Origin of the sequence: Candidatus Photobacterium acropomis (assembly GCF_030685555.1) — a bacterium.
GTDB lineage: Bacteria > Pseudomonadota > Gammaproteobacteria > Enterobacterales > Vibrionaceae > Photobacterium > Photobacterium lucens.
Genome location: NZ_CP131609.1, coordinates 669,462 through 693,242 on the forward strand (window position 1 = coordinate 669,462; position 23,781 = coordinate 693,242).

Annotated in this window: 22 protein-coding genes; 18 read left to right on the forward strand and 4 right to left on the reverse strand. The window is 44.0% G+C overall.

Features of this window, described 5'->3' with window-relative positions; translation table 11 throughout:
- The first annotated feature begins 72 nt into the window (after positions 1 to 72).
- Positions 73 to 1,281 (forward strand): argininosuccinate synthase, encoded by a 1,209-nt coding sequence (locus Q7657_RS09765; RefSeq protein WP_107166682.1) that lies wholly within the window; start codon positions 73 to 75, stop codon positions 1,279 to 1,281.
- A gap of 97 nt (positions 1,282 to 1,378) precedes the next feature.
- On the forward strand, positions 1,379 to 3,256 hold the full coding sequence (gene argH, locus Q7657_RS09770) for an argininosuccinate lyase (RefSeq protein ID WP_107166681.1): 1,878 nt from the start codon (positions 1,379 to 1,381) through the stop codon (positions 3,254 to 3,256).
- A 107-nt stretch (positions 3,257 to 3,363) separates the two neighbouring features.
- On the opposite strand, the gene Q7657_RS09775 is transcribed toward argH, so the two are convergent.
- The gene (locus Q7657_RS09775; protein WP_107166680.1) at positions 3,364 to 4,815 is read right to left on the reverse strand and encodes a dihydrolipoyl dehydrogenase; all 1,452 of its coding nucleotides are present in this window, start codon (positions 4,813 to 4,815) and stop codon (positions 3,364 to 3,366) included.
- 82 nt (positions 4,816 to 4,897) lie between these two features.
- Entirely contained in the window at positions 4,898 to 5,626 is a 729-nt protein-coding gene (locus Q7657_RS09780; RefSeq protein ID WP_107166679.1) for a glutathione peroxidase, read from the reverse strand.
- A 157-nt stretch (positions 5,627 to 5,783) separates the two neighbouring features.
- Between Q7657_RS09780 and oxyR the strand changes: the two genes are divergently transcribed.
- A complete protein-coding gene (gene oxyR, locus Q7657_RS09785; RefSeq protein WP_053987492.1) occupies positions 5,784 to 6,695 on the forward strand; it encodes a DNA-binding transcriptional regulator OxyR in 912 nt (303 codons plus the stop codon).
- A 68-nt stretch (positions 6,696 to 6,763) separates the two neighbouring features.
- On the opposite strand, the gene Q7657_RS09790 is transcribed toward oxyR, so the two are convergent.
- Positions 6,764 to 9,364: a penicillin-binding protein 1A gene (locus Q7657_RS09790; RefSeq protein ID WP_107166678.1), complete on the reverse strand. Its 2,601-nt coding sequence runs from the start codon at positions 9,362 to 9,364 to the stop codon at positions 6,764 to 6,766.
- A gap of 148 nt (positions 9,365 to 9,512) precedes the next feature.
- Between Q7657_RS09790 and pilM the strand changes: the two genes are divergently transcribed.
- The 10 genes from pilM (at position 9,513) to dam (ending at position 18,572) form a co-directional block, all read left to right on the forward strand.
- Entirely contained in the window at positions 9,513 to 10,496 is a 984-nt protein-coding gene (pilM, locus tag Q7657_RS09795) for a type IV pilus biogenesis protein PilM (RefSeq protein ID WP_053987494.1), read from the forward strand.
- Positions 10,493 to 11,098 (forward strand): PilN domain-containing protein, encoded by a 606-nt coding sequence (locus Q7657_RS09800; RefSeq protein ID WP_053987495.1) that lies wholly within the window; start codon positions 10,493 to 10,495, stop codon positions 11,096 to 11,098. Before pilM ends, Q7657_RS09800 begins: the two co-directional genes overlap by 4 nt.
- Positions 11,099 to 11,722: a type IV pilus inner membrane component PilO gene (locus Q7657_RS09805; protein WP_053987496.1), complete on the forward strand. Its 624-nt coding sequence runs from the start codon at positions 11,099 to 11,101 to the stop codon at positions 11,720 to 11,722.
- 3 nt (positions 11,723 to 11,725) lie between these two features.
- Positions 11,726 to 12,241, forward strand: coding sequence for a pilus assembly protein PilP (locus Q7657_RS09810; RefSeq protein WP_053987497.1), 516 nt, complete (start codon positions 11,726 to 11,728; stop codon positions 12,239 to 12,241).
- Between the two features lie 31 nt (positions 12,242 to 12,272).
- On the forward strand, positions 12,273 to 13,982 hold the full coding sequence (locus tag Q7657_RS09815) for a type IV pilus secretin PilQ (protein ID WP_107166779.1): 1,710 nt from the start codon (positions 12,273 to 12,275) through the stop codon (positions 13,980 to 13,982).
- A 387-nt stretch (positions 13,983 to 14,369) separates the two neighbouring features.
- On the forward strand, positions 14,370 to 14,888 hold the full coding sequence (gene aroK / locus Q7657_RS09820; RefSeq protein ID WP_008988121.1) for a shikimate kinase AroK: 519 nt from the start codon (positions 14,370 to 14,372) through the stop codon (positions 14,886 to 14,888).
- Positions 14,889 to 14,911: 23 nt separating this feature from the next.
- Complete coding sequence (gene aroB, locus Q7657_RS09825; protein WP_107166677.1) at positions 14,912 to 15,991, forward strand: 3-dehydroquinate synthase; 1,080 nt, start codon at positions 14,912 to 14,914, stop codon at positions 15,989 to 15,991.
- A 13-nt stretch (positions 15,992 to 16,004) separates the two neighbouring features.
- Positions 16,005 to 17,093 carry an ATP-binding protein gene (locus Q7657_RS09830; RefSeq protein ID WP_498827386.1) on the forward strand — a complete coding sequence of 363 codons (1,089 nt, stop codon included), beginning with the start codon at positions 16,005 to 16,007 and terminating at the stop codon, positions 17,091 to 17,093.
- 124 nt (positions 17,094 to 17,217) lie between these two features.
- Positions 17,218 to 17,613 (forward strand): SPOR domain-containing protein, encoded by a 396-nt coding sequence (locus Q7657_RS09835; protein WP_498827387.1) that lies wholly within the window; start codon positions 17,218 to 17,220, stop codon positions 17,611 to 17,613.
- Positions 17,614 to 17,720: 107 nt separating this feature from the next.
- A complete protein-coding gene (dam, locus tag Q7657_RS09840) occupies positions 17,721 to 18,572 on the forward strand; it encodes an adenine-specific DNA-methyltransferase (RefSeq protein WP_107166675.1) in 852 nt (283 codons plus the stop codon).
- Here dam and Q7657_RS09845 read toward each other — a convergent pair whose 3' ends face one another.
- Positions 18,573 to 18,782 carry a DUF2970 domain-containing protein gene (locus Q7657_RS09845; protein WP_107166674.1) on the reverse strand — a complete coding sequence of 70 codons (210 nt, stop codon included), beginning with the start codon at positions 18,780 to 18,782 and terminating at the stop codon, positions 18,573 to 18,575.
- Between the two features lie 178 nt (positions 18,783 to 18,960).
- Between Q7657_RS09845 and rpe the strand changes: the two genes are divergently transcribed.
- The 5 genes from rpe to Q7657_RS09870 all read left to right on the forward strand — a co-directional run bounded on the left by rpe (position 18,961) and on the right by Q7657_RS09870 (position 23,674).
- The gene (gene rpe, locus Q7657_RS09850) at positions 18,961 to 19,635 is read left to right on the forward strand and encodes a ribulose-phosphate 3-epimerase (RefSeq protein WP_008988116.1); all 675 of its coding nucleotides are present in this window, start codon (positions 18,961 to 18,963) and stop codon (positions 19,633 to 19,635) included.
- Positions 19,635 to 20,321: a phosphoglycolate phosphatase gene (locus Q7657_RS09855; RefSeq protein WP_107166673.1), complete on the forward strand. Its 687-nt coding sequence runs from the start codon at positions 19,635 to 19,637 to the stop codon at positions 20,319 to 20,321. The genes rpe and Q7657_RS09855 overlap by 1 nt, the downstream gene beginning before the upstream one ends.
- 91 nt (positions 20,322 to 20,412) lie before the next feature.
- Complete coding sequence (gene trpS, locus Q7657_RS09860; RefSeq protein ID WP_107166672.1) at positions 20,413 to 21,435, forward strand: tryptophan--tRNA ligase; 1,023 nt, start codon at positions 20,413 to 20,415, stop codon at positions 21,433 to 21,435.
- Positions 21,436 to 21,548: 113 nt separating this feature from the next.
- On the forward strand, positions 21,549 to 22,124 hold the full coding sequence (locus Q7657_RS09865) for an aminodeoxychorismate/anthranilate synthase component II (RefSeq protein ID WP_053987505.1): 576 nt from the start codon (positions 21,549 to 21,551) through the stop codon (positions 22,122 to 22,124).
- Positions 22,125 to 22,453: 329 nt separating this feature from the next.
- Positions 22,454 to 23,674: an aspartate aminotransferase family protein gene (locus Q7657_RS09870; protein ID WP_053987506.1), complete on the forward strand. Its 1,221-nt coding sequence runs from the start codon at positions 22,454 to 22,456 to the stop codon at positions 23,672 to 23,674.
- Positions 23,675 to 23,781: the final 107 nt, after the last annotated feature.

Consider the following 23,781-nt stretch of genomic DNA (forward strand, 5'->3'; position numbering starts at 1 on the left):
GAATTTTAAATTAGCAATATTAAGCACATCGCCTGAACGGAATACCCGCAAGGCTGAGAAGGAGAGCAGCACATGAGCAAGATAAATAAAGTTGTATTGGCTTATTCGGGTGGTTTAGATACATCAGCCATTATTCCATGGTTGAAAGAGAACTATGACTGTGAAGTTGTCGCGTTCGTGGCAGATGTGGGTCAAGGTGAAGAAGAGCTAGAAGGCATTGAAGAGAAAGCGTTAGCTTCTGGTGCGTCAGCGTGTTACATCGCCGATCTTAAAGAAGAGATGGTAAAAGATTATATCTACCCATCACTTAAAACAGGTGCGGTATACGAAGGTAAATACCTGCTTGGTACTTCAATGGCACGTCCAATCATCGCTAAAGCACAAGTTGAATGTGCATTAGAAGTGGGTGCCGATGCACTGTGTCACGGTTGTACTGGTAAAGGTAATGATCAGGTGCGTTTTGAAGGTGCATTTGCCGCACTAGCACCACAATTAAAAGTAATCGCACCTTGGCGTGAGTGGGATCTACGTAGCCGTGAAGCACTGCTAGATTACCTTGCTGAGCGTAATATTCCATGTACTGCATCACTGGAGAAAATTTACTCTCGTGACGCGAATGCTTGGCACGTATCAACAGAAGGTGGGGTGCTGGAAGATACGTGGAACGCACCAAACGATCTCTGTTGGGTTTGGACAAAAGATCCAGAGCAAGCACCGGATCAAGCTGAAACAGTCACACTTAAGATTGAACAAGGTGAAGTGGTTGCCGTTGATGGTGAAGCAATGACGCCATACAACGTGCTGACTTACCTTAATGAAAAAGGTATCGAGCACGGTGTTGGTCGTATCGATATTGTTGAAAACCGTCTGGTTGGTATGAAGTCTCGTGGTTGTTATGAAACACCTGGGGGCACCATCATGATGGAAGCGCTACGTGCGGTTGAGCAGCTAGTACTGGATAAAGAATCTTTCGATTTCCGCCAAACATTGGGTCTTAAAGCATCGCACCTTATCTATGATGGTCGTTGGTTCACACCATTGTGTCAGTCTCTGCTTGCTGCAGCTGATGAGCTAGCAAAAGATGTTAGCGGTGAAGTTGTGGTGAAGCTATACAAAGGTCAAGCGACGGTGATCCAGAAGCGTTCAACCAACAGCTTGTACTCGGAAGAGTTTGCAACCTTCGGTGAAGATGAGGTTTACGATCACAGCCATGCTGGTGGTTTCATCCGTCTTTACTCGCTAGCAAGCCGTATTCGTGCGCTAAATAGCCAAAAGAAATAATCAGTAATACATTCAACGGGGCTCCCTACCTACGCCCCGTTGAATTCACGCCATAACAAGATAAGCAAGTCGATACGCAGAGCAAAGGAGAGGTACCATGGCATTATGGGGCGGACGTTTTAGTCAGGCAGCTGACACACGGTTTAAACAATTCAATGATTCACTGCGCTTTGACTACCGTCTTGCTGAGCAAGATATTGTTGGCTCAATCGCATGGTCTAAAGCCCTTCGTCAGGTCGATGTATTAACTGAGCAAGAGCAGCAAAAGCTTGAGTTGGCATTGAATGAACTAAAACTTGCTGTGATGGAAGATCCTGAGCAAATTTTACAGTCAGATGCGGAAGATATTCATAGTTGGGTCGAGCAACAGCTGATTGCCAAAGTCGGTGATTTAGGTAAGAAGCTTCATACCGGACGTTCACGTAATGATCAGGTAGCGACCGATTTAAAACTATGGTGTCGTCAGCAAGGTCAGCAATTATTGTTGATGCTCGATCGCCTACAACAGCAATTGGTGATGGTGGCCCGTGATCATCAAGCAACCGTATTGCCTGGTTATACTCACTTGCAACGTGCTCAGCCTGTGACGTTTGCCCATTGGTGTTTGGCTTATGTTGAGATGTTTGAGCGTGACTATTCTCGTTTAACTGATGCGCTCGGTCGTTTAGATACCTGTCCGTTAGGCTCTGGCGCATTGGCGGGTACCGCTTATCCGATTGATCGTGAAGTGTTGGCTCACAGTTTAGGTTTCCACCGTGCAACCCGTAACAGCTTAGATTCAGTCTCTGATCGCGATCATGTGATGGAGCTGCTGTCCACTGCTTCTATTTCTATGCTGCACTTATCTCGTATGGCTGAAGATTTGATCTTCTACAACTCAGGTGAATCGAATTTTATTGAGTTAGCCGATACCGTGACATCAGGATCATCTTTGATGCCACAGAAGAAAAATCCAGATGCATTAGAGCTTATCCGTGGTAAGTGTGGGCGTGTGTATGGTGCGATGACTGGCATGATGATGACGGTCAAAGCCTTGCCGCTTGCATACAACAAAGACATGCAAGAAGACAAAGAAGGCTTGTTTGATGCGCTAGACAGCTGGCATGACTGTATGGAAATGGCAGCGCTGTGTTTCGATGGTATCAAGGTCAACAAAGATCGTACTTTAGAAGCGGCTATGCAAGGTTATTCTAATGCGACAGAGCTTGCAGATTACTTGGTTGCAAAAGGGATTCCATTCCGTGAAGCGCACCATATTGTTGGTGTGGCAGTGGTGGCAGCAATTGCTAAAGGTTGCGCACTAGAAGAGTTATCACTTGAAGAGATGAAGCAATTCTCTGACGTGATTGATGACGACGTGTATCCAATTCTGACCATTGAATCGTGTTTAGATAAACGTTGTGCGCTCGGTGGTGTTGCACCAAATCAAGTGGATTATGCGATTGGTCAGGCTGAAAAACGCTTAGAGAAACGTTATTCGCCAAGTGTGAAAGTACGTGGTGCTCGCTTAACTGATCTTGATGCGATTGAAGGTATGGTGGTGTACTGGGCAGGGCTTGGCGAAAACTTACCGCGTAATCGCAATGAGTTAGTGCGTGATATTGGCTCGTTTGCGGTTGCTGAGCATCATGGTGTCGTGACAGGTTGTGCATCGTTATATGTTTATGATTCAGGGCTTGCGGAAATTCGCTCTTTAGGTGTTGAAGCTGGTTGGCAACAGCAAGGCCAAGGTAAAGCCATTGTTGAGCATTTACTAGAAAAAGCCGAGCAAATGGCGATTAAGAAAGTCTTTGTTCTGACCCGTGTACCTGAGTTCTTTATGAAGCGAGGCTTTACTCCAACATCGAAATCCTTATTGCCAGAGAAGGTAATGAAAGATTGCGATCGCTGTCCTCGTCAGCATGCCTGTGATGAAGTCGCGCTTGAAGTGCGATTGGATCAAGAGCAGCGTATTCCGACAGTCAACGTTGCTTAATTGCATTCATTTGCGAGATAGAAAAAAGCCCTCATGACGAGGGCTTTTTCATTTGGAGAGTAGTTGTGGTTTTGTTTCTGCCAATCAAAGACTGCAGGTTCTGTTGATTAGCAACCTGGACCACAATCCAGACAATGCTTGATCATATCTGGACCTAAACGTAATTTCGCATTCAAATCACGTAGGGCAGTACGAACACCTTCTTCGATAACTGGGTGGTAGAAAGGCATATCAAGCATTTCTGCTACCGTCATCTTATTTTGATGCGCCCAAGCTAATAGGTGCGCTAGGTGCTCTGCATCAGGACCAATCATTTCAGCGCCAAGGAAGCGACCTGTGCCTTGTTCACCGTATACATGCAACATACCTTTGTTACGTAGCATGACACGTGAACGACCTTGGTTCTCAAATGAAACCGTACCTGTTTCAAAACAACCGCACGTGCCGAGACGAGCGGTAATTTCTTTATACGTTTCACCTACCATCGCAATTTGCGGATCAGTGAAAACAGCTGAAATCTTAGTGCGACGTAAACCAGCACGAATTTCAGGGAAGCGACCTGCGTTATCACCTGCGATACGCGCTTGGTCTGCAGCTTCATGGAGCAATGGAATTTGATTGCTTGCATCACCTGCGATGAAAATGGAATCTACCGAGGTTTGCATGGTGTAGTAATCAGCTGTTGGTACACCGCGCTCATCCAATGCTAAGCTTGTGCTCTCAATGTTAAGGTTATCAACGTTAGGACGACGACCTGTCGCAGCCAGTACGTAATCAACCAAAATCGTAGCAAGCTCACCTGATTTAGTGACATATTGAATTTCAACCTGATCACCAACACGCTTCATGCTTTCTACTTGCACGTTTGGATCTAAGTAAAACTCTTCGTTAAAGGCTTTGTTAGCGTAAGCCATTACTTCAGGATCCGTCAGAGGACCAACTTGACCACCAAGGCCAAACATAGTCACGTTTACGCCTAAACGGTTTAGTGATTGACCTAGCTCTAAGCCAATAACCCCAGGACCAAATACAGCAACAGAGTTTGGTAAATCGTCCCAGTTAAATACATCGTCGTTAACCACTAAACGATCGCCTAGCTCGTTCCATACGCCAGGGTAGGCAGGGCGAGAGCCAGTCGCGATAACAATGCGTTTGGCATTAATGATAGTGTGATCATCGACTTGTAGGGTGTGATCATCTAAAAATTTAGCGTAACCAGAAATTTTATCTTCAGCAGGGATCTCATCTACACCTTCAAGGACGAAACCAACGAAACGGTCACGTTCACGTTTTACTCGGTCCATCACTTCACGACCATTGATCACGATGTCACCTTGAGGATGCACACCAAATGCGGGTGCTTTCTCAATGTTATGAACGCTTTCAGCTGCTGCAATTAGTAATTTTGATGGCATACAACCAACACGTGCACAGGTTGTGCCGTAAGGGCCGCCTTCAATCATGACTACGCTATCGGTGTGGGCTTTTGCTGCGCGGTATGAACCTAAACCGGCAGTACCACCGCCAATAACAGCAACATCAACATTCAAGGTTTTCATCGTAACTTCTCCGAGTGGTGCAGGGTGGGGCCTGACGTCTTTGCGTCAGTGCCCGCTTTGTTTCTTATTATTGGTGTGGCGATTAGCCTAGGTATGCTTCTAGCTCTTCGCTACCACCGATGTGCTTACCACCGATGAATACTTGAGGAACTGTGCTACGGCCAGATACTGCACGTAGAGAAACCGTTGTTGCATCTTTACCAAGAATGATTTCTTCGTATTGTAGACCTTTGTCGATTAGGTTCTGTTTTGCTTTTGCACAGAAAGGACAACCAGGTTTAGAGAATACTGTGATTGATTCTTGTAGTTTTTGCTCAGGCGCGATGTACTTCAGCATAGTGTCTGCGTCAGATACGTTGAACGGGTCGCCTGGTTCTTCGTTTTCGATGAACATTTTTTCAACTACGCCGTTTTTCACTAGCATGCTGTAACGCCATGAACGAGCACCGAAACCTAGGTCGTCTTTCTCAACTAGCATGCCCATGCCTTTAGAAAACTCACCGTTACCATCTGGGATGAATGTGATGTTTTCAGCTTCTTGGTCTGCTTTCCATGCATTCATTACGAATGTATCGTTTACTGATACACATAGAATGTCGTCAACACCGTTTTCAGCAAATACTGATGCAAGCTCGTTGTAACGAGGTAGGTGGCTAGAAGAACATGTTGGAGTGAATGCGCCAGGTAGGCTAAATACTACAACGGTTTTATTAGCAAAAAGCTCTTCTGTTGTTACGTCAACCCACTGATCACCTTGGCGAGTGTGGAAAGTAACTTGAGGAATAGCCTGACCTTCTTTAGATGCGAACATAATGTAAATCCTTAAAAACTATTAATTCAATTTGATGCAATCGGAGTGTTTAACTGCTTGCTCCGTTTTGATGTAGCCATTATGTGATTTTACGCTTGATAGCTCCAATCGTTTGCTGCTATGGTTTTAATAGTTAATTCCTATTGTAAGAAGAACTATGAATATTCGTGATTTGGAATACCTTGTGGCTCTTTCCGAGCACAAACATTTTCGTAAAGCAGCAGAAGCGTGTTACGTCAGTCAACCTACTTTGAGTGGTCAAATTAGAAAGTTGGAAGATGAGCTAGGTGTTTCATTATTAGAAAGAACTAGCCGTCGCGTCCTATTTACTGACGCCGGATTGAGTTTAGTCGCTCAAGCGCAGAAAGTGTTGCTTGAAGTCAAAATTTTAACTGAACTAGCTAGTGTTCAAGGCGAAAGCATGTCAGGACCACTGCATATTGGTTTTATTCCTACGGTGGGACCTTACTTGCTGCCGCAGATCATCCCAACCTTAAAAGAAGCTTTTCCAGATTTAGAGTTGTTCTTACATGAAGCGCAAACTCATCAACTTGTTCAGCAGTTGGAAGAAGGGAAACTCGATTGCATCATCTTGGCTGCAGTGAAAGAGAGCGAACCATTCATTGAATTGCCTCTTTATGATGAGCCGATGATGATTGCGGTGCCTGAAACCCATAAATGGGCACAGGAAAAAGAGATTGATATGTCGCTGCTACATGGTGAAAGCTTATTGATGCTAGAAGATGGTCACTGTTTACGTAATCAAGCACTGGGCTTTTGTTTTGCCGCAGGCGCGCGTGATGACGGTCGTTTTAAAGCAACTAGCCTTGAGACACTGCGTAACATGGTAGCGGCAGGTAGTGGGATCACCTTGTTGCCACAGCTTGCAAGCCCGAAAGAGCATTGCCGTGATGGCGTGTGTTATATCGCAGCAGAGCACCCACAGCCAACACGTTTGATCACTTTAGCCTATCGTCCGGGTTCACCGCTGAAAGCACGTTACGAGAAGCTTGCGGAAGTCATTAAAGAAAGAATGCCTGAGGTCTTTGCTAAACACACCCAAGCATAACGCCATATGTGAAGAGATAAAAAAAGAGCGCTCAATGAGCGCTCTTTTTTTTTCATTTTTATTGATACTTAGAATAGCTCTTCAGCCGTTTCAGTATCAAATTGGCGTTCAGATGTTGCTTGCTGTACAGAGCGTGTTGGTTCAGTACCTTTAATGAAATACTCATACATTGAGCTTGCATCATCACGGTTTGATAGCTGACCTGTTGCACGGTCGATGCGCACTTTTACGATATCATCAGGAATTTGCTTCTCTTGCTCAGGGGTATTTTTCAGCGCCTGACGCATGAAGCTAATCCAAGCTGGTTGTGCCGCATTACCACCGAACTCACCACCTGTTGTTTGGTTTTGACCCAAATTGCTGTTCCAGCTAGTGCGGCCTAACTCACGACGGTGATCATCAAAACCAACCCAAGTTGTCGCCACAATATTTGGACCAAAACCTGTGTACCATGCATCTTTCGCATTGTTGGTTGTACCTGTTTTACCACCAATATCATGACGTTTTAGCACTTTTGCGCGCCAGCCTGTACCGTAACTCTTACCAGGCTCACCCCAGATGTTACTGTTTAGCATTTCACGGACAAGGAATGCATTTTGTTCACTGATTACCTCTGGTGCGTAGCGAACTGGCGGGATCGTGATCACTTTTTCAAGATCAGCTAGCGTAGGCTTTTCTGTTTCAGCTGGCTTAGTGCTGTCAGCGGGTTGATCTAATTTATGATCTTCAACAGCTGTAGCCATAGCCACTTGCATCTTCGCTTGTGGGTTTTTCGCTTGGCACGCGTCGTTACATACAATTGCTGGATCTGCGTAGTAAATTAACTGGTCATCATTGTTATCAACCTTGTTAATTAAGAACGGTTCAACGGCATAACCACCGTTAGCAAATACCGAGTAACCTTGTACTAGCTCAAGTGGCGTTAAACTACCTGCACCTAGCGCAATAGGCTCTGCACGAGGCAGATCTGAGCGTTTAAAGCCAAAGCGAGTGAGGTAATCAATGGTGAAATCTAGTCCTGCAATACGTAGCGCACGAATCGCCATCACGTTAATTGAACGGGCTAGACCAATACGAGCACGAGTAGGACCACCGTATTTACCATCCGCATTCTTAGGACGCCATGCTTTACCTTGCCACTTGTCCCACTTGGTAATTGGCGCATCATTAATCAGTGTTGCAAGTGTTAAGCCTTTCTCAATCGCTGCTGAGTAAATAAATGGTTTAATACCTGAACCTACCTGACGGATAGATTGGGTGGCACGGTTAAACTTACTTTGTGCGTAGTTAAAACCACCAACCATTGCCAGTACGGCACCGTTATTTGGCGACATTGCAACAAAAGCTGTGTTGACCGCTGGTGTTTGGCTTAGTAGCCATTCACTGGTTGATACCGATGCGTTATCAACTTTATCACTCACTACACTTTGCTTATGCTGAACCCAGATTTGTTGACCTGCAGTTAGAATATCGCTGGCTTTTTTAGGCGCTACGCCTTGGCGAGAGTCAGAGATGAACTTGCGTGCCCAGCTCATGCCATTCCAGTTGATAACCGCAATATCACCATTTTTCGTCACAATATTTGCTGTTTTCTCACCAACTTTTGTCACGATAGCTGGAATTAGCTGACCATAAACTGGCTGGTTTTTCAGTTTATCAACAATTTGATTAGCATTAAGTGGCGTTTGACCCGGCTTCCAAATAACCGCAACAGGACCACGGTAACCATGGCGTTGGTCGTAGGCTAATAGATTGTTCACTGCTGCTTGTTGTGCGTCGAGTTGAAGCTTACTGTTGATCGTGGTGTAAACCTTCATGCCTCTTTCGTAAGCAGCTTCACCGTAGCGGTTTACCATCCATGCACGAGCACGTTCAGCGACATACGGTGCGTATAACTGAATTTCTGCACCGTGGTAGTGGGAAACAATTGGCTCAGCGCGTGCTGCATCCATTTGTGCTTTGGTGATGTAGCCTTCTTCAAACATACGCATCAGTACTACATTGCGACGTGTGGTTGCACGGTCAATGGAGTAAATTGGGTTCATAGTTGAAGGTGCTTTGGGTAGGCCTGCAATCACTGCAATTTCAGACAGTGTTAGCTGATCAACGTTTTTACCAAAGTAAACTTGTGCAGCGGCCCCAACACCGTAAGCGCGATAACCGAGATAAATTTTATTCAAGTACAGGTCAAGAATTTCATCCTTGGTCAGCAGCTTTTCAATGTGGATTGCAATAAAGGCTTCTTTTACTTTACGCATTAACTTCTTTTCATTGGATAAGAAGAAGTTACGTGCTAACTGCTGGGTGATGGTACTCGCACCTTGGCGTGCAGAGCCGGACGTTAGAACAACAAATGCAGCACGGGCAATACCGATAGGATCCACCCCTGGATGTTCATAAAAACGACTGTCTTCAGTTGCAATAAATGCTTCTCGCATTAGAAGAGGAATTTCATCTAATGTCAGAGGGATACGTCGTTTTTCACCAAACTGTGAGATCAGTTTACCGTCTGCGCTATACACCTGCATCGGTGTTTGCAGTTCAACATTTTTTAATTTTGCTACATCTGGAAGGTCTGGCTTTACATAGAGATAAAAGCCAAAAATAGTACCAACTCCAAGAATTATGCAAATTAATGCAAGTATTAGTAATCGCTTTATGAACTTCACTTGAGATTTCCCGTTACGCCATCGTGCTAATTGTCATTATCCATTATCTTTCAATTACTAGTATAAAGATAACAAAAAGAAAATTAATGCCGTTGATGGTGTTTATTCGAAATAGTTTGTTTTTTCGCCACATGGGAGCATAACACGGATGTTTCGGAACCCATTAAGTGTTGGGGTAGATATTGGCAGTCATAGCATAAAAGCTGTGGCGCTACAGCAGAAAAAAGATCAGTTTGAGTTGACTGCATATGCTGAGGTTGAATTAACCAAATCGGTAATTAACGAACAGCATAGTGTAAATGCGACAGCCTTGTTGTCAGCTATACGTCAATTAAAGAAACAACTGCCATGGCAAGCCAAGATCGTTACTTTAGCCTTACCAGATAGTGCTGTGATCAGCAAAGTCGTTCAGCTTGATACCAGTCTCAATGAAGATGAGGCTGAGTTCGCTATTGTCCAAGCGTTAGGAGCGGCTTCCCCATTCCCAGTTGAAGAGCTGTGGTTTGATTATTACCCAATGGTGAGTGAGCGTTTCTCTGAAGCGGCAACCACTGCACCATATCAGGTTTTTGCCTCACGCAAAGAAACCATTGATAGCCGTGTTACCGCGCTGAAGAAAGTTGGCTTTAAACCGTCAGTGGTTGAGTTGCAGACGAATGCGTTGTTATGGCTAACAGAATATTTAGCGGAAGTAGGTAGTCAATATACCCAGTGGGGTGTGGTTGATATCGGTAAACGCCATACTGAATTTTGTATGAAGCCAGAAGGTAGCAATGCTTATCATCGTGAAATTCGCTTTGGTACTGGTCAGTTTGAAGACAATCCATTCCAAGAAGAAGTAAATGAAGAAAATAAGGTGGAACGTTTTACGGAGCAATTTGCAGAGCAATTAAAACGTCAGATCCAACTTTATAATTCAACTCATCCTCGCTGCAGCATTAAAGGCTTGTGGCTGGCCGGTGGTTGTCAGTCTTTGATTTCAGAAACGTTATTAAAACAGTTGGTTGGTCTAGAAGTGGTATGGGTAAAACCGTTTGAACACTTTATGCAACCAAAGAAACTGACCTTACCTGCAGATATGTCTAGTCAATATGCAGTGGCAACCGGTTTAGCATTGCGGGGGATGGCATGATAGATAAATTAAACCTCCTTCCTTGGCGAGAAGAACGTCGTAAAAAACATAAACAACGTTTTATGGGGCTGATTGCATCGGCTGTTTTTTTAGCCTTCCTTGGTAATTATGGTGTAGCTAAATATCTCGATTTACAGCAGCAACAACAGCAAGCGCGTAATGCACAATTTCAAAAAGAAATTGATCTGTTAGAAAAACGTTTGGCCTTTTTACCGAAGCTAGAAGAACAACGTAAAGCGATCCAACTGCGTTTGAATGTGATCGCTGATATTCAGCAATCGCGAAACCGTGTTACACAACTATTAAATCAGTTACCGAATGTTGTTCCTGGTGGCGTTTATCTTGAAACCCTGAACCTCAATGTCGAACGTGTAGGGATTAAAGGGGTGGGTGATTCTAATGGTCACTTAGCGGCATTGCTGGGTGCAGCTGAGCAGTCGAAATGGTTTATCAATGTTGATATGCATTCATTAGTGACAACTAAAGGTAGTCAGTCTGAGCAGTTGTCTCAATTTAATGCATCGTTTGATTTAACAGATCCTTCTCTTGCGCAACCGAAAGACAAGAAAGTCGCTAGAGCTAATGGAAGCAAGGGGAAGTAAATGGCTGATTGGCAAGAATTAGAATTAGATGAAATCACTGAATGGCCCTTACTACCGCAGTGTTTGGTTGCACTGATTTTAGCTGCAGCATTAAGTGCCTTTGGCTATTGGTATTGGGTTAGCCCAATGAATGATCAGCTTGAGCAAATGAAGCAAAAAGAGCAGACATTGAAAACTCAATTGGTTAGCCGAGCATCACAGGTAGCGGCACTTCCACGTGTTAAAGAACAAGTGGCAGAGCTCAATCGCCGTTACCATGAAATGATCGAACAGCTGCCAGAAGAGCAAGAGCTCGCTAGCTTACTATCAGGTATTAACGATATTGGTGTGAATAACGGCTTGGTGTTCCAGTCGATTAAATGGGCGCCACGTGTTGAGCATGAATTGTATTACGAGCTGCCGATTAATATGCAGTTAACCGGAAGCTATGAACAAATCGGTAAGTTTGCAGAAGCGATTGCAAGATTGCCTCGTATCGTTAATTTGAACAACGCTGAGTTAGGGCGAGTTAAGCCGTTAGGTGAGCCCGATGAGACGCTCTCGCTAAAGGTTTCAGCAACGACTTATCGCTTTAAAACGCCAACTCACAATGTCGGTGATGATGCTAACGGTAATGAGGGCTAACCAATGAAAAAACTATTGTGGTTATTACCTATTGTTATTGGTCTGGTGGGCTGTAAAGCCAATAATGATTCAGTTGAGCAATTCATTGCTACCACACACAGTGAAGCGAAGGCTCGGGTAAAACCGTTACCTGATTCATTTGTGTTTAAAGCCGAAACGTTCGTGATGACGAGTAAACGAGTGCCGTTTGTTAAGCCTATTCCTGAGCAGTTACTTGCCAAAGAAGAAACAGGTGCTTGTTGGCAGCCGCAGCTTGATCGTCCATTAGGTAAGCTAGAAGAATTCGCCTTAGAAAAATTATCGATGAAAGGTGCTATCGGCAATAACAAGCAACTTTGGGGGCTGGTTTTTACGCCTGAAGGAGAATTAATGAAGATTAAGCCTGGACAATATATTGGTCTTAATCGTGGCAAGGTTGTTACCGTTAGTGATAAAGAAATTGAAATCGAAGAAACGCTACCAGATGGCAAAGGTTGTTGGCTTAAACGCCCGACGAAACTGGCGCTAGTTCAGCAGTAATCAAGGATAAGTTATGAAAGGGAATGTGTGGATGTTAAGCCGCCAGTATCTAGCAACACTTTGGTTGTTGTGCGTTGGATTATTGGCGTTTCCTAGTGTGGCTGCTGTGCCTGCGGCAGGGATGATAGATAACCAAATTCAAGCAATTGATTTTCGTCGTGATGGTAAAGGACGTGGTGTCCTAACTGTGCGTCTGGAAAAGCCACAATCGTTAGTGGATTTGCGTCGTAATGGCAATAAGTTACAGTTAGATATCTTTGATACTGTGCTGAAAGATGACATGGTTTATACCCTTGATGTTGTCGATTTCGCTACCGTTGTTGAAAGTATTGAAACCATGCGTGTATCAAAAGGCGCACGCCTTATGTTCAATATGAAGGGGAGCTACGATTATGATTACAACTTACGCGGTAAGCGTTTAGAAGTGATCATTGAAAAGCGTGCTGTGAAGAAAGCAGTATCAGGGACGGGATCGAATGCCAAAATCAATTACAAAGGCAAGCCGATTTCCATTAACTTCCAAGATATCCCAGTACGTAATGTGCTACAGCTAATTGCTGACTACAACGACTTTAACTTGGTTGTCTCTGATTCTGTTAGCGGTAACGTGACGTTGCGTTTAGATGATGTGCCATGGCCACAAGTGCTAGATATTATTCTACAGTCAAAAGATTTAGATAAACGTGTACGAGGCTCAGTGTTACTGGTTGCACCTAAATCTGAGCTAACAGCCAGTGAGCATCAGGTAATGGAAGCAAAGCGTAAGCAGCAAGAGCTTTCAAATCTGCGCTCAGAGCTTATTCAAGTGAACTACGCAAAAGCGACTGATATTGCAGAGTTATTAGGCGGTAAAGCCAGTGGCGTAGGTATGTTGTCTGAGCGTGGTTCTCTGCATGTTGATGAGCGTACTAACTCACTTATTATTAAAGATATTTCAGATAACATATCGAGTATCAAAAACATTGTAGAGTCATTAGATATCCCGGTTAAACAGGTGCAAATTGAAGCGCGTATTGTGACAATCAATGAAGGTGATATTGATGAGTTAGGTGTGCGTTGGGGGGTATCGAAAGTCAATGGTGATACTACTATCGGTGGCTCAATTGAAGGTAACTTGGCAAGCTCTGGTCTGCTAGGTGAAGATGCAACTGTTGATGATTTCCTTAACGTTAATTTAGGAGCAAGTGCAGGCGCGGCATCGATCGCTTTCCAGGTGGCGAAGTTGGGTAATATCTTATTGGATTTAGAATTATCAGCACTGCAAACCGAAAATAAAGCCGAGATCATCTCAAGCCCACGCTTGATGACAACGAATAAGAAAACCGCTTATATCGAGCAGGGTACAGAAATCCCTTACTTAGAAGCCTCATCAAGCGGTGCAACGTCAGTCTCATTTAAAAAGGCGGTGTTAAGTTTGATGGTGACACCTCAAATCACGCCTGATGATAAGTTAGTGTTAGATCTTGAAGTAACGCAAGACAACAAGGGTGAAGATGTCCCAACCGGTGAAGGTACGGCGGTGTCGATTGATACTCAACGTATTGGTACTCAGGTGCTAGTCAATAATGGTGAAACTGTTGTGCTGGGTGGTATTTATCAACACAGTATGACCAATGTAACGCGTAAAGTACCAGTATTGGGTGATATCCCTGTGCTTGGCGCGCTGTTCCGCCATAAGATGGAGCAAATGGGTAAACGTGAACTACTGATCTTTGTGACACCAAAAATTGTTCTTCAGTAGTCTTTAGTACTGAGAAACAAACAATAAAAATTTGGCTACACTGTTAAAGCGACGGATGGAAAATTATGAAAATAGTTCCATCCGTTGTTTTTATGGGGCGATATATTGGTTGTTTTGTCATAGTCTTGCTCAGTGATAAGAAGATCAACAAAGTGATTACGATTGACCTTAGACCATTGCTGAGCCATTATGGCGGCCTCTTTGGGTAGGACAGGCATAATAAAATACCTATTGGGGGTGACTATCACTTGCAATGTGGCAGTTAGACCTGAGATAATTTTCTGTCTTATCACGAATTATATGTGAGGAACTTGGCGCCTCGGGCTTATCAATACATAGAGCCTGCGGGTGGTGTCGTTTTATTAACCGCGCGTAAAATTGCTAAAAATGGCTGAAAAACGAAATATTTTCTTAGTCGGCCCAATGGGTGCCGGCAAAAGCACTATTGGTAGACACCTTGCACAGCAGCTGCATATGGAATTCTTTGACTCAGATACCGTGATCGAAGAGCGTACAGGTGCTGATATTAGTTGGGTTTTTGATGTTGAAGGTGAAGACGGTTTCCGTGTTCGCGAAGAAGCAGTAATTGATGATCTAACTCAAGAGCAAGGTATTGTTCTGGCAACGGGTGGTGGTTCTGTTAAGAGTAAAGAGAACCGTAATCGCCTTTCTGCTCGTGGTATCGTCGTTTACCTAGAGACGACTATCGAGAAGCAACTTGCTCGAACTCAACGCGATAAAAAGCGTCCTCTACTTCAAACAGATACGCCTCGCGAAGTGCTGGAAGCACTTGCAGAAGAGCGCAATCCATTGTATGAAGAAGTAGCAGACTACGTTGTTCGCACTGATGATCAAAGTGCGAAAGTAGTAGCTAACCAAATCATCAAAATGCTGGAAGAGCGTTAATCAACTAAAGAGAGAAGCTGACCATGGAACGGATCAATGTCAATTTAGGTGACAGAAGCTACCCTATTTCAATCGGCGCCGAGTTGTTTTGCAACTCGGCGTTGTTTGCATCTGCAATTCCTGCTGGAAAGCGGGTCGTAGTGGTCAGTAACGAAACCGTTGCTCCGCTGTATGCACAGCAGGTAATGGATACCATCAGTTCATTAGAGTGCCAAGTGGCGCTACTTTCTCTCCCTGATGGTGAACAATACAAAACGTTAGATACCTTTAATCAAATCATGACATTTTTACTTGATGGTAATTATGGCCGTGATGTGGTGATCGTCGCATTAGGCGGTGGTGTTATTGGTGATGTTGTCGGCTTTGCTGCGGCAAGTTACCAACGTGGCGTAGATTTTATTCAAGTACCTACTACGTTACTTTCTCAAGTGGACTCATCTGTCGGTGGTAAAACTGCAGTGAATCACCCATTGGGTAAGAACATGATAGGCGCTTTCTATCAGCCAAAAGCGGTGGTTATTGATAACCATTGTTTACGTACGTTGCCTGAACGTGAGTTTGCAGCGGGCATGGCTGAAGTGATCAAGTACGGCATTATTGCAGATCACGACTTTTTCGTTTGGCTTGAAGAAAACATTGAACGCCTACAAGCGTTAGATAACGATGCCTTGTGTTATGCCATTGCGCGTTGTTGCCAAATTAAGGCCGATGTTGTTGCAGCTGACGAAAAAGAATCAGGTGTACGCGCTTTACTTAATCTAGGTCATACATTTGGTCATGCGATTGAAGCTGAGATGGGCTACGGAAACTGGCTGCACGGTGAAGCGGTGTCGGCAGGTACAGTTCTCGCAGCAAGAACGGCAGCAAAACAAGGCTTGATCAGTGATGACGATGTAGCACGTATTATTCGTCTGCATGAGCGAGCAAAGCTTCCTGTCGTTGCACCTGAAGCAATGGGCTTTGATGAATTTATTAAGCATATGATGCGTGATAAAAAAGTATTATCAGGCCAGCTACGATTAGTTCTACCGACATCTATTGGCAGTGCTGAAGTCGTGTCTAATGTGACGCATGAGGTATTGCAGGATGTGATTAATCGCTAAGTTGTGATTAATCATGCGTAGTTCGTTAGCAGCAAAAAACATGGATCTGGATAGCCAGATCCAGTTGCTTTCACGGGTACAGTTTATTACCCGATTTAGTTCACACCTTATTTTACTCTCCGGTATACAAGGCTCAGGCAAAACCTGGCTAGCACATCGTTATTTAGAGCAATACGCTCAAGATGCAGAGCAAGCATTACTAAGCTGTAGTGAAGGGCAAACACTGATCCAACAGCGTTCAAATTTGCTTAAGCAATTTAATGCTAATCCGATGTTTAACGAGCAAGACTCGTTATTGCAAAGTGCCAAGCACTTACTTCCTGAACAAACAAACCTTGTTATCATCGTTGATGATGCACAATTTCTTGCACCTGAATTATTGATAGAACTTTGGGCATTAGTCAGAAGTACGGAAGAGCGATTTGGATGGCAAATTAATATGTTATTGTTTGCAGAGCCAGATACGATCACCAAACCTCTGCATGATATTGCCCAAGTTTCAGGGATGGCTTTACTTGAACTTGAGATCAGTGAGCTAAGTGCGGAGGAAGTCAGTCAATTTAGTGAGATGTTACTAGGTGATGAGCAATTAGGCGCTTTCGATCGCCGTGAGCTAAAAGAGCGCTTGTCGTCATCGCAGCCGCGACCTGGTGCTTTACAACAACTGCCATCGTCGGATAAAAGTACGGTTTCACCGCATTCATCACCACGCTTATCACCAATGAAGTTACTGGTTGGGCTGGTGGTACTCTTGTTAGTAACTGTAGTCGGTTGGTTTGGCATTGATTACTATCAATCACAAGCTACAACGATCTCATTGCTGACGCCTACACCAACACCATTGACACCACAGGTAACGGAAAGCACTTCTCAAAGTGACGATACTGATCCGGTGATTGATAATAAACCTTTGCCGATGCCTATTCATGGTGAAGGGCTAACGGTGGGTCGCCAAGAGTCTGAAGCGCAGCGAATGGTAGTACCATCAAAGTTAGTTGATGCCATGATAGATGAGCAAAGTGTGGGTGGCACAGGTGAAAGTGCGGCAAAAGAGTTTTCTGCTGAGCCTGAGTTAGAAGTAAAAACAGAGCTAAGAACCTGAACCTGTTGAATCTAATAATGTTACGTCATCTGAAAAAACTGATGATTCTGTTACGACAGAGGCTGGAAAAAATAAGCCAGCAGAAGCAAGCCCACAGCCTGATAAAGCCGCTGTAAAAAAAGTGGTGAAAACAGAGTCTACTGCTGCAGATACTACAGTACCTGCAACGACCAAGGTGACTAAGCCTAATGTAGAGCCTGTGAAATCGACCCAAATCGAGCTGGCAAATACCACATCATTGCTTGCGAAGAATTCACGTCATTATGCGATCCAATTGTCTGCATCGATGAGTTGGAATGAAACTAAAGCCTTTGTGAAAAAGAATAAGGTGCAATCTTCCGCGGCTATCTACAAAACACGTCGTGATGGCAAAATATGGTTTATTGTGATTTCTGGCGATTATAAAACGGTAAAGCAGGCACGTGCCGCAATCCGAGCATTACCGAATGATTTAAAAGCTCTACGTCCATGGCCAAAACCGTATAAAAAAATCCAGCAAGAAATAGAACGTTTAAAATAAGTCCATGAGGGCAGTTATTTACGTGAATTGGTATCAGTCGAGGGTAGAAATGAGGTACAATCCGCGACCTTTCGTGACAATATTGCTAGTGGTGGTGGGTTAGCTTAATGAAAAAGCATCGTGCATTCCTAAAATGGGCTGGAGGTAAATACTCTCTCGTTGAGGATATTAAACGACATCTACCGCCTGCGCGTAAATTGGTTGAGCCTTTTGTTGGGGCGGGTTCAGTATTTCTAAATACTGACTATGACCATTACTTACTGGCTGATATCAACCCTGATCTGATCAATCTTTACAACATCCTCAAAAATGAGCCAGAGCGCTATATTGAAGATGCGCGTAAACTGTTCACGCCAGAATACAATAACAAAGAAGCGTATTTAAAAATTCGTGAAGAATTTAATGCCAGTGATGATCCGTATCAGCGCTCGTTGTACTTCTTATACATGAACCGTCATGGTTTTAATGGCTTATGCCGTTATAACAAAAAAGGCGGCTTTAATGTGCCGTTTGGCTCGTATAAAAAACCGTATTTCCCAGAAGAAGAAATGCGTTATTTTTCTGAAAAAGCTAAACGTGCCACGTTTGTTTGTGAAAGCTATACCGCAACGTTCTCTCGTGCTCGTAAAGGTTGTGTTGTGTATTGTGATCCACCTTACGCACCGTTATCGACAACGGCGAATTTTACGTCATATGCGGGTAATGGTTTTAGCTTAGATGATCAAGCAACCTTGGCGGATGTCGCAGAAAAAGCAGCACAAGAGCGTGATATTGCAGTGCTCATTTCTAACCACGATACGGCGCTAACTCGTCGTTTATACACAGGCGCAGATCTGTCTGTAGTGAAAGTGAAACGTACGATTAGTCGCAATGGCAGTGGCCGCAACAAAGTCGATGAGTTACTGGCTCTGTTTACGCCTTCAGTTGTGACAGCGAAATTTTCTTCAGAAGAAGAATGATCAGATATTCGCCGTTGCCCACTGAGCGACGGCGATGATTGCGCCTACCATCAGCACAATAATTATTATTCCGGTAATAATAAATGGCCATGCGGTTGGCTGTTTGAAGTCTTGATAACAGTTCTTGTCAGATTGAACACCAAACAAAGCGGCAAGCACACTGTATATCACAGAGAATAGCGTCTGCTTTTCTTGCTCCTGTTTTTTCATCCATATTTCTCTTCAATAGCCATAGCTTAAGTATAGTGAGCTGTCTCATCATTTTGACCAACTGAAGTAATAAATAAATCCATTGGGACAAGGTTTCATGGTTCGGGTAGAATTGTTGCAATTTATTGGGCTTGGTTAACCAAGTATCCGGTTTTTTGTATCGAATAGAGGCAAGAACATGAAGGATTTTTTGATTGCTCCATCTATCTTATCGGCTGACTTTGCACGTTTAGGTGAAGACGTTGAAAAGGTACTCGCAGCAGGCGCTGATGTGATCCACTTTGATGTGATGGATAATCACTATGTACCTAACCTTACCTTTGGTGCGCCGATCTGTAAGGCATTGCGTGATTACGGCATTACTGCACCGATTGATGTGCACTTAATGGTGAAGCCTGTCGATAGCATTATTCCGGATTTTGCGAAAGCGGGCGCTTCAATGATCACCTTCCATGTTGAAGCTTCTGAGCACATTGATCGTACCTTACAGTTAATCAAAGAACACGGCTGTAAAGCGGGGGTGGTATTTAACCCTGCAACACCACTGCATTACCTTGATTACATCATGGATAAAGTCGATATGATTTTATTAATGTCAGTAAACCCAGGCTTTGGTGGTCAATCTTTCATTCCATCTACATTAGATAAGCTACGTGAAGTGCGTAAGCGTATTGATGCATCAGGTCGTGATATTCGTCTTGAAATTGATGGCGGTGTGAAAGTCGATAATATTCGTGAAATTGCAGAAGCGGGTGCCGATATGTTTGTTGCAGGCTCTGCGATTTTCAATGAACCAGATTACAAAGTCGCGATTGATAAAATGCGCGCAGAATTAGCTGAGGCTAAGTGTTAATGGCTTTTGATAACATCAAGTTTATCGCATTTGATTTAGATGGCACCTTGCTAGATAGTGTGCCAGATTTAGCAGATGCGGCAGATAAAACTATGCGTCACCTTGGTCGTGAAGGGGTGACGGTTGAGCAAGTTACCACTTGGATTGGCAATGGCGCTGATATCTTAATTGGTCGCTCGCTAAGCCGCAGTGTGGACATTGATCCTGCTTTGGATCCTGAATTACATAAACAAGCTCGCCAGTTATTTGATCACTATTACGAGCTAGGTGGTCATGTGAAAAGCGCGTTGTATGCGGATGTGAAAACCACATTGGCAGCGTTTCATCAAGCGGGAATGCCAATGGCGATTGTGACCAATAAGCCTTCGCAATTTGTTCCTCATCTACTTGAAGAGCATGGCATCAGCGAGTATTTTGTCGATGTGATTGGTGGTGATACCTTCCCACTGAAAAAGCCTGATCCGTATGCGCTGCATTGGTTAATGGAAAAACATAACATTGCTGCAAATGAAATGCTGATGGTCGGTGATTCACGAAATGATATCTTGGCTGCAAAAGCGGCAACATGTCATTCCCTTGGGCTGACTTATGGTTATAACTATGGTCAACCTATCGCAGATAGCGAGCCGGATGTGGTCTGTGATCACTTCAAGCAATTAGCGGATGTGGTTAAACTAGGCGACTAGTACATTCCAGTGTACACTGGCAACAAGATAAAAAGCGGGAGCCTGACTCTCGCTTTTCTATGAATAAAGAAATTAACAGGATTGTCTGATCATGAGTAAACCCATTGTATTAAGTGGCGTACAGCCTTCTGGTGAATTAAGTATTGGTAACTACCTAGGTGCGCTGCGTCAGTGGGAACAGATGCAGGACGATTACGATTGCCAATACTGTGTGGTTGATCTGCACGCGGTGACGGTTCGCCAAGATCCTAAAGCGCTGCATGAAGCAACATTAGATGCCTTAGCGATCTGTTTAGCTGTCGGTGTAGATCCACAAAAGAGCACCTTGTTCGTACAATCTCATGTACCAGAGCATGCCCAATTAGGCTGGCTACTTAACTGTTACACTCAAATGGGTGAGCTAAGCCGTATGACGCAGTTTAAAGACAAATCTGCACGTCATGCTAACGATGTTAACGTTGGTCTATTTGACTACCCAGTACTGATGGCTGCTGACATTCTATTGTACGGCGCACACCAAGTACCTGTAGGTAGCGATCAGAAGCAACACTTAGAGCTTGCGCGTGATATCGCAACACGCTTTAACAACATTTATGGTACTGAAGAGAGCCCAATCTTCCAAGTACCAGAACCTTACATCCCAACTGTGGGTGCACGTGTCATGAGCCTTCAAGATGCGACGAAGAAAATGTCGAAATCTGATGATAACCGTAAGAACGTGATCACTCTGCTGGAAGAGCCTAAATCGATCATTAAGAAGATCAACAAGGCACAAACAGATGCAGAAACACCGCCTCGCATCGCATTTGATATCGAAAACAAAGCGGGTATTTCAAACCTAATGGGTCTGTACTCAGCAGCAACAGGCAAAACCTTCGCTGAAATCGAAGCGCAATACGCTGGCGTTGAAATGTACGGTCCATTTAAGAAAGACGTGGGTGAAGCACTGGTTGCCATGCTTGAGCCGGTACAAGCTGAATACCAACGTATCCGTAGCGATCGTGCATACCTTGATAGCGTAATGAAGCAAGGTGCTGAAAAAGCGTCTGCACGTGCGGCAGAAGTATTGAAGAAAGCGTACCAAGCGGTAGGTTTTGTTGCTCGCCCTTACTAACGAGTAACGATAGATAAATTAAGCAGGGCATTGGCTCTGCTTTTTTTATGGTTTGCGTTTCTAGTGATGTATTGCACAATAGAGCGCAGAATATCAAAGGTCTCTGTTATAGCATGCTGTTAATTATCGATAACTATGATTCATTTACCTATAACCTCTACCAATACTTTTGTGAGTTAGGTGCCGAGGTTAAAGTGGTACGTAACGATGAGATTGATCTCGCGGGCATAGAGGCATTAGCACCGACCCATTTAGTGATTTCACCGGGACCATGTACCCCAAATGAAGCGGGTATTTCACTTCAAGCGATAGAATACTTTGCCGGAAAACTACCGATTTTGGGAGTATGTTTAGGGCATCAATCACTTGCTCAAGCATTTGGCGGTGATGTGGTACGGGCAAGACAGGTGATGCATGGTAAAACATCACCGATAAAACATAATGATACCAGTGTGTTTGCAGGGCTTAATAATCCATTAACGGTAACCCGCTATCACTCATTAGTGGTGAAGAAAGAAACCTTACCTGATTGCTTTGATATTACGGCATGGACCGAGCGTGAGGGTGAGTTTGATGAAATCATGGGGATTGCTCATAAAACATTGCCGTTAGAAGGGGTGCAATTTCATCCTGAAAGCATTCTGACTGAGCAAGGTCATGCCTTATTAGCGAACTTTCTTAAACGCTAATCACAGTAGATAATCGCGATTTTAGTTAAAATATCTGTCTTAAAATCGCGATATCATCCACATCTCTACAATTTTTAGACACGTTTCCCTCTCTAATTGAAATTGCAAAGCTATTCACTAGCATATTTCTCTATCCTTTTTGTTTCCTGATAGGAAATACACCTTTTTGTCTCTGTGAGTTAATAAATTTGCCGAGATAGCGCATAACTATGTCAGTTTTATTAAAAATATCAGTGTTGCCAGATAGCAAAAAAAATATTCTGCTATTGGCAAAGGTTAATAAAATGTAAATACTATGATTATAGCGTTATACACAGAAGGATAATGTGATGACTACAGAGCAGAGAGTAGAACGTAATTTATTTGATGAGGTGATGGTGCCTTGTTATTCACCAATGGCGGAGATCCCTGTACGTGGCAGTGGAGCACGAGTATGGGATCAACATGATCGCGAGTATGTCGATTTTGCTGGTGGAATTGCGGTGAGCTGCTTGGGTCATTGCCATCCAATCATGGTGAACGCATTAAAAGCGCAAGCCGATAAGTTATGGCATTTAAGTAATGTATTAACCAATGAACCCGCGTTGCGTTTAGCAAAAAAATTAACGGATTTATGTTTTGCGGAAAAAGTCTTCTTTGCCAACTCAGGTGCTGAAGCTAACGAGGCAGCACTTAAGCTTGCACGTCGTTATGCAGTCGATAAATTTGGTGCTGAAAAAGATCAAATTATCGCTTTTCATCAAGGCTTTCATGGCCGTACTTTCTTCACCGTTACCGTTGGGGGACAAGAAGCCTATTCCGATGGTTTCGGCCCAAAACCTCAAGCGGTCACCCATATTCCTTATAACGACTTATCCGCTTTAGCTGAGATCATGTCGGAGAAAACCTGTGCGGTGATGATGGAGCCATTGCAAGGTGAAGGTGGCTTAGTCAGCCCAAGCGTTGAGTTTGTCCAAGGTGTGCGTGAGTTGTGTGATAAACACCAAGCACTGCTGATTTTTGATGAAGTCCAAACAGGTAATGGCCGTACAGGGGATTTTTACGCTTACCAAGGTTTAGGTGTTACGCCTGATATCTTAACCACGGCTAAGTCGCTCGGTGGCGGCTTTCCTATCGGTGCTATGCTGACAACAACTGAGCTTGCTGCGCATTTGAAAGTGGGTACTCATGGCTCGACGTATGGTGGTAATCCATTGGCATGTGCCGTTGCAGAAGCAGTGATTGACGAAGTGAGTAAACCTGAAGTGCTAGCTGGGGTTAAACAACGCGAGCAGTGGTTCCGTGAAGGGCTGACAGCTATCAATGCTAAATACCCAATCTTTGCTGAGCTCCGTGGTAAAGGGTTATTACTTGGCGCTTCTCTAACTGACGAGTGGCAAGGTCGTGCTCGTGACATTCTTGTTGAAGCCGGAAAAGAAGGCTTAATGATGTTAGTGGCAGGCACCAACGTGGTACGTTTTACTCCATCACTGGTGATTGAAAAAGCAGACATCGATGAAGGGATGGTGCGTTTAGAACGTGCTATTGCCACGCTTTACAACGCAGAGTAAGTCTGCCGTTTCTCTTTACTGGCAGTCATTGGATTGACTGCCATTTCCTCTTAGGAACACATTGTTATCCATCTCGTGAGTTGTCGATATCACGAATAACATCAGGA

Coding starts and splice junctions, on each gene's coding strand:
- Q7657_RS09765 (WP_107166682.1), top strand. CDS start 73: ATGAGCAAGATAAATAAAGTTGTATTGGCTTATTCGGGTGGTTTAGAT.
- argH (WP_107166681.1), top strand. CDS start 1,379: ATGGCATTATGGGGCGGACGTTTTAGTCAGGCAGCTGACACACGGTTT.
- Q7657_RS09775 (WP_107166680.1), bottom strand. CDS start 4,815: ATGAAAACCTTGAATGTTGATGTTGCTGTTATTGGCGGTGGTACTGCC.
- Q7657_RS09780 (WP_107166679.1), bottom strand. CDS start 5,626: ATGTTCGCATCTAAAGAAGGTCAGGCTATTCCTCAAGTTACTTTCCAC.
- oxyR (WP_053987492.1), top strand. CDS start 5,784: ATGAATATTCGTGATTTGGAATACCTTGTGGCTCTTTCCGAGCACAAA.
- pilM (WP_053987494.1), top strand. CDS start 9,513: ATGTTTCGGAACCCATTAAGTGTTGGGGTAGATATTGGCAGTCATAGC.
- Q7657_RS09800 (WP_053987495.1), top strand. CDS start 10,493: ATGATAGATAAATTAAACCTCCTTCCTTGGCGAGAAGAACGTCGTAAA.
- Q7657_RS09805 (WP_053987496.1), top strand. CDS start 11,099: ATGGCTGATTGGCAAGAATTAGAATTAGATGAAATCACTGAATGGCCC.
- Q7657_RS09810 (WP_053987497.1), top strand. CDS start 11,726: ATGAAAAAACTATTGTGGTTATTACCTATTGTTATTGGTCTGGTGGGC.
- Q7657_RS09815 (WP_107166779.1), top strand. CDS start 12,273: ATGTTAAGCCGCCAGTATCTAGCAACACTTTGGTTGTTGTGCGTTGGA.
- aroK (WP_008988121.1), top strand. CDS start 14,370: ATGGCTGAAAAACGAAATATTTTCTTAGTCGGCCCAATGGGTGCCGGC.
- aroB (WP_107166677.1), top strand. CDS start 14,912: ATGGAACGGATCAATGTCAATTTAGGTGACAGAAGCTACCCTATTTCA.
- Q7657_RS09830 (WP_498827386.1), top strand. CDS start 16,005: ATGCGTAGTTCGTTAGCAGCAAAAAACATGGATCTGGATAGCCAGATC.
- dam (WP_107166675.1), top strand. CDS start 17,721: ATGAAAAAGCATCGTGCATTCCTAAAATGGGCTGGAGGTAAATACTCT.
- Q7657_RS09845 (WP_107166674.1), bottom strand. CDS start 18,782: ATGAAAAAACAGGAGCAAGAAAAGCAGACGCTATTCTCTGTGATATAC.
- rpe (WP_008988116.1), top strand. CDS start 18,961: ATGAAGGATTTTTTGATTGCTCCATCTATCTTATCGGCTGACTTTGCA.
- Q7657_RS09855 (WP_107166673.1), top strand. CDS start 19,635: ATGGCTTTTGATAACATCAAGTTTATCGCATTTGATTTAGATGGCACC.
- trpS (WP_107166672.1), top strand. CDS start 20,413: ATGAGTAAACCCATTGTATTAAGTGGCGTACAGCCTTCTGGTGAATTA.
- Q7657_RS09865 (WP_053987505.1), top strand. CDS start 21,549: ATGCTGTTAATTATCGATAACTATGATTCATTTACCTATAACCTCTAC.
- Q7657_RS09870 (WP_053987506.1), top strand. CDS start 22,454: ATGACTACAGAGCAGAGAGTAGAACGTAATTTATTTGATGAGGTGATG.